Annotated in this window: 15 protein-coding genes; 7 read left to right on the top strand and 8 right to left on the bottom strand. The window is 67.7% G+C overall.

Annotated elements, in window-relative coordinates; translation table 11 throughout:
- Together I55_RS12380 and I55_RS12375 are read right to left on the bottom strand one after the other, a co-directional pair.
- Positions 1-896: hypothetical protein (locus I55_RS12380; RefSeq protein ID WP_044560886.1), on the bottom strand; the 896-nt coding region annotated here is incomplete at its 3' end.
- Positions 897-981: 85 nt separating this feature from the next.
- Positions 982-1779, bottom strand: coding sequence for an OmpA family protein (locus tag I55_RS12375; RefSeq protein WP_159107178.1), 798 nt, complete (start codon positions 1777-1779; stop codon positions 982-984).
- Between the two features lie 257 nt (positions 1780-2036).
- On the opposite strand from I55_RS12375, the gene I55_RS12370 reads away from it, so the two are divergent.
- Positions 2037-2543: a glutathione peroxidase gene (locus I55_RS12370; RefSeq protein ID WP_044560882.1), complete on the top strand. Its 507-nt coding sequence runs from the start codon at positions 2037-2039 to the stop codon at positions 2541-2543.
- Between the two features lie 85 nt (positions 2544-2628).
- Here I55_RS12370 and I55_RS12365 read toward each other — a convergent pair whose 3' ends face one another.
- Complete coding sequence (locus I55_RS12365) at positions 2629-3432, bottom strand: MipA/OmpV family protein (protein ID WP_044560881.1); 804 nt, start codon at positions 3430-3432, stop codon at positions 2629-2631.
- 257 nt (positions 3433-3689) lie between these two features.
- Between I55_RS12365 and I55_RS12360 the strand changes: the two genes are divergently transcribed.
- Both I55_RS12360 and I55_RS12355 read left to right on the top strand, forming a co-directional pair.
- The gene (locus I55_RS12360) at positions 3690-4433 is read left to right on the top strand and encodes a response regulator (RefSeq protein WP_044560880.1); all 744 of its coding nucleotides are present in this window, start codon (positions 3690-3692) and stop codon (positions 4431-4433) included.
- Positions 4434-4444: 11 nt separating this feature from the next.
- On the top strand, positions 4445-5821 hold the full coding sequence (locus tag I55_RS12355) for an ATP-binding protein (RefSeq protein ID WP_044560879.1): 1377 nt from the start codon (positions 4445-4447) through the stop codon (positions 5819-5821).
- A gap of 73 nt (positions 5822-5894) precedes the next feature.
- Here I55_RS12355 and I55_RS12350 read toward each other — a convergent pair whose 3' ends face one another.
- The 5 genes from I55_RS12350 to ggt form a co-directional block, all read right to left on the bottom strand.
- Complete coding sequence (locus tag I55_RS12350) at positions 5895-6710, bottom strand: inositol monophosphatase family protein (protein WP_044560878.1); 816 nt, start codon at positions 6708-6710, stop codon at positions 5895-5897.
- A gap of 147 nt (positions 6711-6857) precedes the next feature.
- Positions 6858-7427 carry an elongation factor P gene (efp, locus tag I55_RS12345; RefSeq protein ID WP_044560877.1) on the bottom strand — a complete coding sequence of 190 codons (570 nt, stop codon included), beginning with the start codon at positions 7425-7427 and terminating at the stop codon, positions 6858-6860.
- A 245-nt stretch (positions 7428-7672) separates the two neighbouring features.
- On the bottom strand, positions 7673-7885 hold the full coding sequence (locus tag I55_RS12340; RefSeq protein ID WP_044560876.1) for a hypothetical protein: 213 nt from the start codon (positions 7883-7885) through the stop codon (positions 7673-7675).
- Positions 7886-7982: 97 nt separating this feature from the next.
- The gene (locus I55_RS35385; RefSeq protein ID WP_049974056.1) at positions 7983-8297 is read right to left on the bottom strand and encodes a hypothetical protein; all 315 of its coding nucleotides are present in this window, start codon (positions 8295-8297) and stop codon (positions 7983-7985) included.
- A gap of 191 nt (positions 8298-8488) precedes the next feature.
- Complete coding sequence (gene ggt, locus I55_RS12330; RefSeq protein ID WP_083901054.1) at positions 8489-10216, bottom strand: gamma-glutamyltransferase; 1728 nt, start codon at positions 10214-10216, stop codon at positions 8489-8491.
- Between the two features lie 150 nt (positions 10217-10366).
- Between ggt and I55_RS12325 the strand changes: the two genes are divergently transcribed.
- The 4 genes from I55_RS12325 to I55_RS12310 form a co-directional block, all read left to right on the top strand.
- The gene (locus I55_RS12325) at positions 10367-10942 is read left to right on the top strand and encodes a helix-turn-helix domain-containing protein (protein ID WP_044560875.1); all 576 of its coding nucleotides are present in this window, start codon (positions 10367-10369) and stop codon (positions 10940-10942) included.
- 28 nt (positions 10943-10970) lie between these two features.
- Complete coding sequence (locus I55_RS12320) at positions 10971-11525, top strand: GNAT family N-acetyltransferase (protein WP_044560874.1); 555 nt, start codon at positions 10971-10973, stop codon at positions 11523-11525.
- Between the two features lie 196 nt (positions 11526-11721).
- Positions 11722-12654: a branched-chain amino acid ABC transporter permease gene (locus I55_RS12315; RefSeq protein ID WP_044560873.1), complete on the top strand. Its 933-nt coding sequence runs from the start codon at positions 11722-11724 to the stop codon at positions 12652-12654.
- Between the two features lie 4 nt (positions 12655-12658).
- The coding region (locus I55_RS12310) for a DUF3382 domain-containing protein (RefSeq protein ID WP_044560872.1) at positions 12659-13555 on the top strand (897 nt) is incomplete at its 3' end.

The raw sequence follows: 13555 nt of genomic DNA, 5'->3' as shown, positions 1-13555 counted from the left end.
TGCTGTTCCGCCTTCATCTGGTCCGACAGGGTGGCCAGACGCTCCGCCAGCGCCACCAGGTGGTTGTTGGCGCTGCGCCGGTTATCCTCCCCCTGCGCCATGGTGTACTGCAACTTCTCGATGTTCTCCGCCGTGGTTTCCAGCAGAGCCTGGATGTAGGCCGGCACCGGCTGGTCACCGGCCTCCACCATGCCGCCGCCGCCGATGCGGGTGGACCCGGCCAGCCAATCCTCCAGGTCCATGTAGAAGCGGTTCTGCGCCTGGCCCGCCTGCAGCTCCAGGAAGCCCAGCACCAGGGAGCCGGCGAGGCCGAACAGGCTGGCGCTGAAGGCCGTGCCCATGCCCGCCAGCGGGGCGGCCAGGCCCTGTTGCAGCTCCGCGAAGATGGCCACGGCGTCACCGTTGCCCACCTTCAGGCCGGAGATGACGCCGCCGATGGTGGAAACCGTCTGCAGCAGGCCCCAGAAGGTGCCCAAAAGCCCCAGGAAAATCATCAGGCCGATGAGATAGCGACTGATCTCCCGGCTTTCATCCAACCGGGCGCTGACGCCGTCCAGCAGGGACCGGGTGGCGATGGCCGACAGGCTGAGACGACCACTGGGGCCGCCGCGATGGCGATCGCCCAGCATCTGCGCCATGGGCGCCAGCAGGCGCGGCTGGGTGGAACTGACGCCGCCGCCACGGAAGGTTTCCAGCCATTCCACCTCCGGCCGCAGCATCATCGCCTGACGGAAGATGAACAGGATGCCGATGGCCAGCGCGCCCAGGATCAGGCCGTTCAGCGCCGGGTTGGCCATGAAGAACCGCTCCACCTGCGGGTAGAGCACCCCCATCACCGCGGCGACCGCCGCCAGGAACACGCACATGCGAAACAGATAGGGGGTCGGGCGCGACACGTTTCTTCCTTTGACGCTGTTGCGGGTATCGCCGCTGCGGAGGGACCCGGCCGGCTGCCACCGCCCGGGTCCCGCGTGAGGATATTTATTGGATGAAGGCCAGTTCCACTTTGTCGAACGACTCCGGCGGCAAGTTCGATCCTTTGCCCGCGTTGCGGACGGCCTCCTTATCGTCCTGGTCGCCGCTGACGGATCCCATGGCGTGAATCACCAGCCGCTCCTTTGGCACACCCAGCGCCATCAGGCGGTCGCGCACGGCGGTGGCGCGAAACAGCGACAGGCGGCGGGCGGCCGCCTCACGGTCCAGCGCCGGCAAGGGGGCGTAGCCGCGAATCTCCAGCCGGCGATCCGGATCCTGGCCCAGACGACCGGCGATGGCCGCCAGCGCCGCCTCCTGCTTCTTGTCCAGGGCGGATGAGCCGGCGGCGAACGGCACCGTCACGCGGGCGGCCTGGGTGACGGGCGCGCCCTTTTCCACATGCGTGACGCCACGCGGCCGAATGTCGGTGGTGACGGGCGGGCTGGCGCCCTCCGGTTCCTTGGCCCGATCGGGGGTGGGCGTCGCCTCCGGCTTCAGCAGGCTTCGCGGCGTCTCCGGCACGGGAACCACCTTGGGCGTGGGCGCCGGCTTGGCGCGCTCTATGGTGGGGGCGCCCAGGTCGCCCGAGGCGGGCGGCGTGGTCGCCTTGCCCGACTGGCTGTCCGTGGACTGGCCGGGCACGGCCGGCGCGGGTGCGGGCTTGGTCACCTTGTGCTTGGCGCCCGTCGTCTTATCGGACGGGGCCTGCTGCGCCGAATCCGGCTGGGCGGCGGGTGACTGGGCATAGGCCGGCATCGCCAGCATGGCGACGGTCACGGCAATCACGGCGGGAGAAGCGGACATCTTGAAACGACGCATGCGGGTGACGACTTTCAGCCAGCGGACTAAGCCTTGGAAATGTGGCCGATCCATGTTCGGCGCAACCTTTTTATCACCGCTTTGCCACGCGCACCCGGTTTCTCCCGTCCTGCGCGCCTCATCCGACCGGGCTTGACGGCGGCCATACTTTAGAATAGTTCTAAATTATCGATGAACGCCGACGCGACCGCGTCAGGCCAGATCACCGGCCCCCCACCATCGGCCCAGGAGCCCCCGTTCCCATGTTGCCCCAGTCGCAGACCACCGCCGTCGCCTCCGCCCACGCCTTCACCTTCCAGCGCCTGGGTGGCAAGGGGGCGGTGCCGCTGGCCGCCTACGCCGGCCAGCCAGTGCTGGTGGTCAACACCGCCAGCAATTGCCGATTCACCAACCAGTATGAGGATCTGCAGGCCCTGCACACCAAGTACGGCCCGCGCGGCCTGGTGGTGCTGGGCGTGCCCTCCAACGATTTTGGCAAGCAGGAGCCGGGCTCGGCCTCCGAAATTGGCGCCTTCTGCCAGCGCAACTATGGCGTGGAGTTCACCATGGCCGATAAGGAAGTGGTGGTCGGCGCCGATGCCCACCCCTTCTTCAGCTGGCTGGTGGACATGGCGGGGGAGGATGCCGCGCCGCGCTGGAATTTCCACAAATACCTGCTGGGCAAGGACGGCCGCCTGGTGCGCTACTGGTCCTCGGTTTTCCGCCCCTCGAATGAGGCCATCATCCAGGCGGTCGAGGCGGCGTTGTAAGATTCCCCAAGGGCCGGCAGCGAATCCACGCGCTTGCCACGCGATCAGAACGCCCCCGGGGTTTGGTCCACCGGGGGCGTTTCGCTTAGAAGCGGTACCCGAAACCGGCCATTACCAGGGTGCTGGTGGCGGAATAGGTGATGGGGCTGTCGGCGGCATCGCCCAGGAGTTGCTTCACCGTGACGTCGCCCGTGACGGACCAATGCTCGTTGAAGCGGTACTTCGCCCGCACACCGACACCAATGTCCTTGAAGCCCGACCCGGCGGTGTAGGCGGCGAAGCCGGAGTTGGCGGCCTGGGCCCGCGTCACGCCGAAATACGTCTGCGTGTAGCTGTCGTTGGCCCAGGTGACGTCCACATGCGGTGTCAGGGTCAGCCGGTCGGCCCACAGGGTCAGGGGCAGGCTCATGCCGCCCGTCACCAGCAGACCATCGTTCTGATCGCCGGTGTATTTCGCCACCGCGAGGTCCAGGTTGAGCCGGCCCAGCTCATAGCCGCCGAAAACCTTGAAGCCCAGCGACTTGTCGATGTCGCCGAGGCCCTTCAGCCTGTCATCGCCATTATTGAACAAGCCATTGCTCTTGTGGTCATCGCGGCCGGGATCGAAGGTCAGTCCGGCGCCGATCTTGAAGGCACCCTGCCGCCAGTAGGCGCTGATGCCCTCCGGCCCCAGGGTCACCATGTCGTTGTAGCGAACGCTGACCAGCGGAACCGGACTGGCCCGGTAACGATCACTACCATCGAAGGTGGGGCGCAGCATGCCACCGGCGCCGACATTGATGTCCCATAGTGGCGGCGCCTGGTCGTCCGCCAGGGCGGGACCGGCGAAAAGGGACGCGCCAGCCAGCAGACCGGCGCGGACGGATGAACGAATCGTGGGTGAGAACATGGGGGCTCTCGGCCTCTTTGCTGGGAAAACGATGTCCAGCGATCGGCAACCTTACCGGCCCCCGTCACGCCCAACCCATGACGCCGGGGCCAGGCCCCCAACCCGCCGGCCGCTGGAACGGGATGCACCCTAGGCCCCCATTCTTGGCGGCTGATGTCGCGTTTGCGACCCCGGCGGCATAATGTGTCCGGCCTGAAACAATAGCCGGGGACAACGGACATAAAGCGGGGCCGGGCACCGTGCTAGCATGCCGCCCCATGACGCCCGCGCCCCTCATCCCGGCCTCTTCCCCCGGTCCCACCCTGCTGATCGTCGATGATGACGAGGACATCCTGTCCCTGCTGACCCTGTTCTTCCGCAAGCACGGCTATGCCGTGCGGGTGGCGGAGGATGGGGTGGGCATGGCGGCGGCCCTGGCGGGGGGACCCGTCGACCTGGTGATCCTGGACATCATGCTGCGCGGCGAGGATGGGTTCAGCCTGTGCCGCACCCTGCGCGCCGCCTCCCGCGTGCCGGTCATCATGCTGACCGCGATGGCCGACCATACCGACCGCGTCGTGGGGCTGGAGATCGGCGCCGACGACTACCTGACCAAGCCCTTCGACGCGCGCGAACTGCTGGCCCGGGTCAAGGCCGTGCTGCGCCGGACCAGCGAAGCGGCCGGGCGCCCGGCGGAGACCCGCCCCTGCCTCAGCTTCGCCGGCTGGCGGCTGGATGTGGCGCGGCGGGAACTGCGGTCGGAGGATGGGACGCTGGTGCTGCTGTCGGGCGGCGAGTTCGACCTGCTGCTGGCCTTCGTGGAGCATCCGCAGCGGGTGCTGACCCGCGACCAGCTGTTGGACCTGGCGCGCGGCCTGGCCCACGCCGCCTATGACCGCAGCATCGACGTGCAGGTCAGCCGCCTGCGCCACAAGCTGGAGGATGATCCCAAGAACCCGGCGCTGATCCGCACCGTGCGCAACGGCGGCTATATCTTCACCCCCCAGGTTCGGCACCAATGACGCCGCCACCCATGACGGGCACGGCTTGGTTCCGGGTATGGCCGCAGGACACCATCGCCCGGCGTTTCGCCCTGACCATCATGGCGGCCGTGACGTCCGCCGCGGTGTTGAGCGCCCTGGTCGTCAGCATGGCCGGCGCCTGGCTGCAGGCGCCCGCCAATGATGCCGGGCTGGTGCTGGCCGCGATCAGCATCACCCATGCCATCGAGGCGGCCCCGCCCGAGTTGCGCCCCACCCTGGCAACCGCCGCGTCCACACGGATCTATAACGTCGAATGGCATCCGGCGGACGACGCCATGGCCACACTGCTGCGCCAGGGAAGCGGCCTGGATGACTTCCATCCGGTGGAGGGCGCCTGGCTGAACGATCTGACCTTTCGGTCCTTCGTCTTCTGGACAAGCGAGGCCGACCCGGCCGCCGCCCTTCTGCGGCACGATTTCTCAACCGACCCGCGTTCGCGCTTCCTGGCCGTACGGCTGAAGGATGAGAGCTGGCTGATCTATGCCCACCTGGACCGCAGCCGCGACACCATCCGCGCCGTGCGCGTCGGGATCACGCTGGTCCTGCTGCTGCTGTCGGCCGCCGCCGTCTCGCTGATCGCCGCACGTCAGCTGTCCCGTCCCATCGAACGCATCGCCGCCGCCGCGCGTGAATTCGGCACCAACCCCCAGGCCCCCCCCATCGCGGAGTCTGGGCCCCGGGAACTGCGTGGTGTCATCCGTGCCTTCAACGGTATGCAGGGACAGATCCAGAAGTTCGTCGGCTATCGCACCGCCATGCTGGCCGCCATTTCCCACGACCTGCGCACGCCGCTGACCCGCATGCGCCTGCGCGGCGAGTTCGTGGAGGACGCGGACCAGCAGGCGCGGCTGTTTCGTGACGTCGATGAGATGCAGGCCATGGTCGATGGCGCGCTGGCCTTTTTCCGTGATGACGCGGATGAGGAGGCGGTGACCGCCTTCGACCTGGCCGGCCTGCTGACCACCATCGCCGACGAATATGCCGACCAGGGCGTCACCGTGGCCTATGAGGGGCCGGCCCATGCGGTCTATCGCGGCCGCCCCTTCGCCCTGAAGCGGGCCCTGACCAACCTGGTGGAGAATGCGGTAAAGCACGCCACGCCACCGAGGGTGACGTTGGCGGGCGCGGACGCCAGCGTGGTGATCACGGTGCGGGACGACGGCCCCGGCATACCGGAGGACGCGCTGGAGCAGGTGTTCAGCCCCTTCTTCCGCCTGGACCGGTCGCGCAACCGGGTGACGGGTGGCGTCGGCCTGGGCCTGACGGCGGCGCTGGCCATCGTGCGCGGCCATGGCGGCGACATCACCCTGGCCAACCGGCGCGAGGGCGGCCTGGATGCGCGCGTCGTGCTGCCCAATCCAATCTGACCGGTCCGAAAACACGATCGGCCCGGACGGGGTGTCCAGGCCGATCGAAACGTCAACACACCGGGGGCAATGCTCAGCCGGCGGCCTTCTTCTTGGCAGCGGCGCTGCGCAGCAGGGTGCCCAGCGGAAGGTGGAGGTGGGAGTTGGCGGCCAGCACGCTGGCGCCGCTCTGGGGCACCTTGCCGCCACCGATCTCGGTGGCGAAACCGCCGGCCTCGGTGACCATCAGCAGGCCCGCCGCCACATCCCAGGGCTTCAGGTTGGTCTCGAAAAAGCCGTCGAAGCGGCCGGCGGCGACATAGGCCAGGTCCAGGGCGGCGGCGCCCAGGCGGCGGATGCCGGCCACCTCGCCCATCACCGCCTGCAGTTGCGGCAGGTAGGCGGCGTGGTCGCCATGGCCCTTGAAGGGGATGCCGGTGGCGATCAGCGCGTCGGGCAGGTTGCGGCGGGCGGAGACGCGCAGGCGGGTGTGGTTCAGGAAGGCGCCGGCGCCCTTCTCCGTCCAGAACATCTCGTCATGCACCGGCTCGTAAACCACGCCGGCGACGATCTCGCCTTCCTTTTCCAGGGCGATGGTGATGGCCCAGTGCGGCAGGCCGTGCAGGAAGTTGGTGGTGCCATCCAGCGGGTCGACGATCCAGCGGTGCGACGGGTCGCTGCCGGCCACGCTACCCGACTCCTCCAGCAGGAAGCCGAAGCTGGGACGGGCCTTGGACAGTTCCTCGCGGATGATGTTTTCCGACTTGCGGTCGGCGGCGGAGACGAAATCGGCCGGACCCTTGCGGGAAACCTGCAGCTGCTCCACCTCGCCAAAGTCGCGCACCAGGGCGCGGCCCGCCTTCTCGGCGGCTTTGGTCATGACGTTGAGGATCGCGGAACGGGCGGCCATGGGGTGTCCCCTCTTTAAGCTGTGCAAGAACGGGCCGGCCCCCGGGGGACCGCCCTACCATAAAAGCCGAGAGCGAATTCCACCGGAAGGCGGAATTCGCTCTGGCAACAAACGCGGCCGGCCCGTGGCCGGCTGCCGGAAGGCGGCTTAGTCCTTCGCGCGTTCCATGTATTCGCCCTCGGCGGTGCTGACCACCACACGGGTGCCGGCCTCGATATGCGGCGGAACCAGGATGCGCACGCCGTTTTCCAGCAGGGCCGGCTTGTAGGAGGAGGAGGCCGTCTGCCCCTTCACCACCGGGTCGGCCTCGGTGATCATCAGGGTCACGGTCTGCGGCAGCTCGACGGACAGCGGCGCGTTTTCGAAGGTCTGCACCGTCACTTCCATGCCGTCGGTCAGGAAGACCTTGCCGTCGCCGACGACATCGCCGGGGATGGAGACCTGCTCGAAGGTTTCCTTGTCCATGAAGGTGTAATTGTCACCCTCTTCGGCGAAGAGGAAGGTCATCTCGCGTTCGTCCAGGTAGGCACGCTCAACGCTTTCCTGCGTGCGGAAGCGCTCGATCGTCTTGGTGCCCGTGCGCACGTCCTTCATCTCGATCTGGATGAAGGCACCGCCCTTGCCGGGCTGCACGATCTGCGTCTTCACGACCACCCACAGCTTGCCGTTATTCTCCATAACTTGGCCGGGGCGCATGGTATTGGCGTTAACCTTCATGGTGCTTCAACTTTAACCTGGGTGTTTGCGAGCGGCGGGGACCCTAGCAGCTTGTTCGCAGCCGGACAAGATCAGCCGGACTTCCATCCACGCATGCCGCGTCGGCGTTATCCCCCCAAGAGGGCCTGTCGAAAGAAAAAGAAAGCCCGGCCAGGGGGTGCCGGCCGGGCATGGAAGGCTGGGAGATGGGTACAGGGAAATAAGGAAACCAAGCTTCAGGCACTGATAAAACTCAGGGACAAAACTCAGGGTTTGCTGAGGGCGCCGATGGCGGCACCACCGGCGGCGCCGATGGCGGCACCGGCCAGGACCGGACCGCCGACGATGGCGGTGAGCGCGGCACCACCCGCGGCGCCGATGGCGCCACCGGACAGCGCCCGCTGCTGACGGGCGGTCAAACCGGAGCAACCAGTCAGCAAGGACCCGGCCACAACGACGATGACAGCTTTCTTCAACATGATGGCCTCACTGCTCCATTGAACCCGGGGCGGAACCAGGCAGGGCTCCACCCCGGGGCCGGGCTTCACGCCGGCTCAGATATCCATTGGGTTACGGTTAGCGGATCGGGATGACCACGTTCAGGCCGGCCGGCGGATAGTAGACCGGCGGGGGCGGCGGGGCGTAGTAGGCCGGGGGCGGCACATACACCGGACGCGGCGGGCCATAATAGTACGGCGGAGCCACATAGACCCGCGGACCGCGGTAGTAGTCATGGCCACGATAGTAATCGTGATGATGATGGCGCCAGTACTCATCCGCGTGAGCCTTGGTCGACGTCAGACCCGACGATGCGGCGACCCCGACCACGACCAGTGCGGCAGCTGCGGCAAAGCGCTTCACCTTCGCCAGACGCAGGAAATCGCTCGTCATGATCTTACCTCCAAAAAGGTGGGATGCTCACTCATCGGCGGAGCCGTCACTGGCGGTCCGTGGGGGCTTCCCATGGCTTGTACTGTGGAGGGGGATGTTGACGATTTAAGGGCGACGTTTGCCTTAATGCGACCTTATTTCAGCGGCTTCCGGGGACGGTCCACCGCCCCCGGAAAATGGGTGGACGACGGTCAGTTGACGACGGTACCGGTGCCCCGGCCGCGCGGGTCGGACGCCGTTTCCAGGCGGGTGCCGTCCACACGGATGGCCTCCACATCGCCCATGTTCCAACCCTGGTCCTGCACCACATAGCCCATCGCCCTCAGCTTGTCGGCCTCCGGCCCCACCAGGGGGGCGTAGGGGTCGTAGTAGATGGTATCCTTGGGCAGCAGCTGGTGGTGGACGCGCTGGGCCGACACCGCCGCCTGCAGCGGCATGTGGAAGTCATAGACGTCGGTGATGACCTGGAAGACGCTGGTGAAGATGCGCGACCCGCCGGGGGAGCCCAGGACCAGGCTGACCTTGCCGTCGCGCGTCACGATGGTGGGCGTCATGGAGGAGAGCATGCGCTTGCCCGGCTGGATGGCGTTGGCGTCCTTGCCCACCACGCCGAAGCCGTTGGGCACGCCCGGCTTGGCGCTGAAGTCGTCCATCTCGTCATTCATCAGGAAGCCGGCACCCTCCACCACCTCCCCGTTCCCGAACTCGAAGTTCAAGGTGTAGGTATTGGAAACGGCGTTGCCCCACTTGTCGACCACGGAGAAATGCGTGGTCTCATTCGGTTCCAGCCCGGGCTTCACGTTCGGCGTGGGGGAGATGGCGCGCGGGTTGATCTCCGCCGCCCGCTTGGCCAGGTATCCATCGCTGATCAGTTCCTGCACCGGCACCTTGTAGAAATCGGGATCACCCAGGTATTCCGCCCGGTCGGCGAACACCCGCTTCTCGATCTCCGCCAGCAGGTGGATGTACTGGGCGGAATTGAGGGCCACCCCCTGGAAATCGGCAGCGCGCAGCTCCTTCATCTTCAGGAGCTGGGCCAGCGCCTCCCCGCCGGAGCTGGGCGGGGGTGCTGTGTAGATGACATTGCCCTGCCAGGCGAACTGGATGGGCTCCCGCCAGCGCGCCTTGTAGGCGGCCAGATCCTCCGCCGTGATCAGCCCGCCGTCCTTCTTCATCTGGGCGACCAGCAGACCGGCCGTCTTGCCGGTATAGAACTCCTGCGGCCCGCCCTCGGCGATGCGCTTCAGCGTGGCCGCCAGTTCCGGCTGGATGAACACCTTGCCCGCCTGCATCCCGCCGAAGTACCGGGCGAAGTTGGTGACGGCGAACTGCGCCATCATGTCGGTGCGGTAGGCGATGATCTTGTCGGACGGCAGGAAGCCCTTTTCCGCCAGCGTGATGGCCGGCTGCATCACCCGCGCCCAGGGCAGCTTGCCGAAGCGGTGGTGCGCTTCCCACAGGCCCATGACCGTGCCGGGCACGCCGGCGGCCTTGGCCCCCACCAGGCTGAGCTTGGGCACCACCTCACCCTTGGCGTCCAGATACATGGTGCGGGTGGCGGCCTTGGGCGCCACCTCGCGATAATCGATGAAGTAGGGCTTGCCCTCGACGAACAGGGTCATGAACCCGCCGCCGCCGATGTTGCCGGCCTCGGGGTAAGTCACGGCCAGGGCGAAGGCGGTGGCCACGGCAGCGTCCACGGCATTGCCGCCGGCCTTCAGGATTTCCGCCCCCGCCGCCGTGCCGAAGCTGTCGGCCGAGGCGACGGCACCACCGGAAAGCAGTGCCGTCGGCGCGGCGCCCGTGTCCTTGGCATGGACCAGCGGGGTTCCGCCCAGAAGCGCCAGCCCCAGGGCGGCCACGCCGACAGCGTTGAACCAGCGACGTGTGAAACCTTTACCCGCCTGCCAAGCCCCCATTCGGTCACCCCTTGCGTTTGATGTTCTGGTCCGCCTGCCAGCGGAAGCGATCAGCATGCCCACGATCACCGCGAAAGATAAGGCCATTTTTGCGTCGCGGCATGAGGAGCGGAACTTGACCTTATCTCATATCTGGGAAATATTCCCGATATGGAACAGCCCGCCGCCCATGCCCCCTTCGACCAGCGCCTGGCCGCCCGCCTGGCCAGCCTGCGCCTGGAGCGCGGCTGGACCTTGGAGACGTTGGCGGAGCACAGCGGCATCAGCCGCGCCACCCTGTCGCGCCTGGAACGGGGGGAGACCAGTCCCACCGCCGCCCTGCTGGGCCGCCTGTGCACCGCCTATGAACGCCCCATGTCCCGCCTGCTGGCGGAGGTGGAGGCCGATCCCCAACAGTTCATCCCACCCGCGGCCCAACCCGTGTGGACGGATCCGGAGACGGGCTTCCGCCGCCGCGGCATCTCCCCGCCCGCCAGCGGCTATATGACGGAAATGGTGGAAGGCGCGCTGCCGCCCGGCGCCGCCATCGGCTACCAGGCGCCGCCGGTTCCCGGACTGGAGCATCATCTGTGGATGCTGGCGGGCCGGCTGGAACTGACGCTGGACGGCACCCTTCACGCCCTGTCGGCCGGGGACTGCCTGCGCTACCGCCTGACGGGTGGCAGCCGCTTCCACTGCCCCGGCCCGCAAGCCGCGCATTACGTCATCGCCATAACCCGCCCCTGAGCGACCTCAAAGCGCCCCCTGAGCGACAATGACCAGCCTGACCATCCGCGAAATCCCGGCCGCCGAGCTGGACACCCACACGCCAGCGCTCAGCGGAATCCTGCACGACTGCGTTCTGGGCGGGGCCAGCGTCGGCTTCATCCTGCCCTTCACCTTGCAGGAAGCCGCCGCCTTCTGGCGAAGCCTGCGGCCGGGGTTGCAGACGGGTGGCCGCCGCCTGCTGGGCGCCTGGTCAGGGGATCGCCTGGTGGGCACGGTGCAGTTGCTGCTGGCCGGCCCGCCCAACGGCCGCCACCGGGCGGAAGTGGCCAAGATGCTGGTCCATCCCGACGCCCGCCGGCAACGCGTCGGCCGCGCCTTGATGACCGCCGTGGAAGCCCTGGCACGGACCGAGGGGCGCACCCTGCTGCTGCTGGACACCGGCAGCGACGAGGGCCGGGCCCTTTATCGTTCCGTCGGCTTCCAGACGGTGGGTGACATCCCGGGCTATGCCATCCATGTCGACGGCTCCGCCCTGGCCACCACCCTGCTGTACAAGCACCTGGCGTCAGAAACGGGGGAAATCACGGTCCCTGCCCGGTGAATTCCCCGTCGGCGCCCGGTGAAAATATTGCTCCGGCCGCATTTTTCACCGCCCCCGCCCCCGGCCCCGCCTTGCCGGCATTCCGCACTAGCGTTAAGGTCGCAGCCGGCTCCGGCATGGCGGACCGCACCTCCTTGGTGCTGGAACCGGCCCAAAACCAACCGGACAGCCATCGATGGGGGCGGTTAAGGCGGCAATGGGTTTCACGCTGGCAGTCGGCACATTCCTACAGCATTTGATCAACGGCCTGACCCTGGGCGCCATCTACGGACTGATCGCCATCGGCTACACCATGGTGTACGGCATCATCCGCATGATCAATTTCGCCCATGGCGAGATTTACATGATCGGCGCCTTCATCGCGGTCACCACCTTCACCCTGCTGCTGGGGGCGGGCGTGACCTCGGTGCCGCTGGCCCTGGTCATCGTGCTGGCCATCTCCTGCACCTTCACCGCCGCCTATGGCTGGACCATCGAGCGGGTGGCCTATCGCCCCCTGCGCACGGCGCCCAAGCTGGCGCCCTTCATTTCCGCCATCGGCATGTCCATCCTGCTGCAGAATTTCGTCATGCTGACCCAGGGGGCGCGGTCGAAGTCGCTGCCCCCGGTCATGACGGGCGGCGTCACGCTGTGGCGCGACGGCGACTTCAGCCTCGGTCTGACCAACATCCAGCTGTTCATCATCCTGCTGACGGTGGCGCTGATGGCCGGGTTCACCCTGGTCATCAACCGCACGGCCCTGGGCCGTGCCCAGCGGGCGTGTGAGCAGGACCGGACGATGGCGGCCCTGCTGGGCATCAACGTCGACCGCACCATCTCGCTGACCTTCGTGCTGGGCGCCGGCCTGGCGGCGGTGGCCGGCGTCATGGTCACGCTCTATTACGGCGTCATCGATTTCTACATCGGCTTCCTGGCCGGCATGAAGGCCTTCACCGCCGCCGTGCTGGGCGGTATCGGCAGCCTGCCAGGCGCCATGCTGGGGGGATTGCTGATCGGCCTGATCGAAGCCTTCTTCTCCGGCTACGTCTCCAGCGCCTACAAGGACGTGGCGGCGTTTTCCATCCTGATCCTGGTGCTGGTGGTCCGTCCCTCGGGCCTGCTGGGCCGCCCTGACATCGAGAAGGTGTGAGGTCATGGCCGCACCCGCGACATCCCCGACAGCCGTCGTCCATCACCTGCGCGAGGCCGGCGTCGCCGCCCTGGTCGCCATGGCGCTGGCCATACCCTTCCTGGGCCTGCGCACCGTAAACCTGGACCAGGGCCTGGTGGTGCAGGCCAACCTGGCCTACGTGCCGCTGGCGGGGCTGATCGTCTTCCTGGGCCGCCTGGCGGTGGGGCTGCTGGCCCGGCCCCTGAACCGGGCCGCCGCCCCCTTGGCGGCGCTGCGGCCCCCGGCCGGCGTCCAGCGCCTGCGCCCCTATGGCGGGCCGCTGCTGATCCTGGCCGCCGCCGCCCTGCCCTTCCTGCCCTTCGCCAACCGCTATGTCATCGACCTGGGCACCACGGCGCTGATCTACATCCTGCTGGCCACCGGCCTGAACATCACGGTCGGCCTGGCGGGATTGCTGGACCTGGGCTTCGCCGCCTTCTACGCCATCGGCGCCTACACCTGCGCCCTGACCACGACCCAGCTGCACTGGGGCTTCTGGTCGGCGCTGGCCGCCGGCGGCCTGGCCAGCAGCCTGTTCGCCGTGCTGCTGTCCCTGCCCATCCTGCGGCTGCGCGGCGACTATCTGGCGATCGTCACCCTGGGGTTCGGCGAGATCACCCGCATCGTCATCCTGAACTGGCAGAGCCTGACCGGCGGCCCCAACGGCGTCTCCGGCATCGCCCGGCCCACCCTGTTCGGCCTGACCTTCGACCGGCGCGCGCCGGAGGGCGGCCACACCTTCAGCGAGGTGACGGGCATCGCCTACGCCCCGGAACACCGGCTGATCTTCCTCTACCTGGTCATCCTGGCGCTGACGGCGCTCGCCGCCTACACCGTCGCCCGCCTGCGCCGACTGCCCATAGGCCGGGCGTGGGAGGCC

The organism is Azospirillum sp. B4 (assembly GCF_000333275.1).
Taxonomy (GTDB): domain Bacteria; phylum Pseudomonadota; class Alphaproteobacteria; order Azospirillales; family Azospirillaceae; genus Nitrospirillum.
This window is presented reverse-complemented; position numbering and strand designations above follow the sequence as displayed.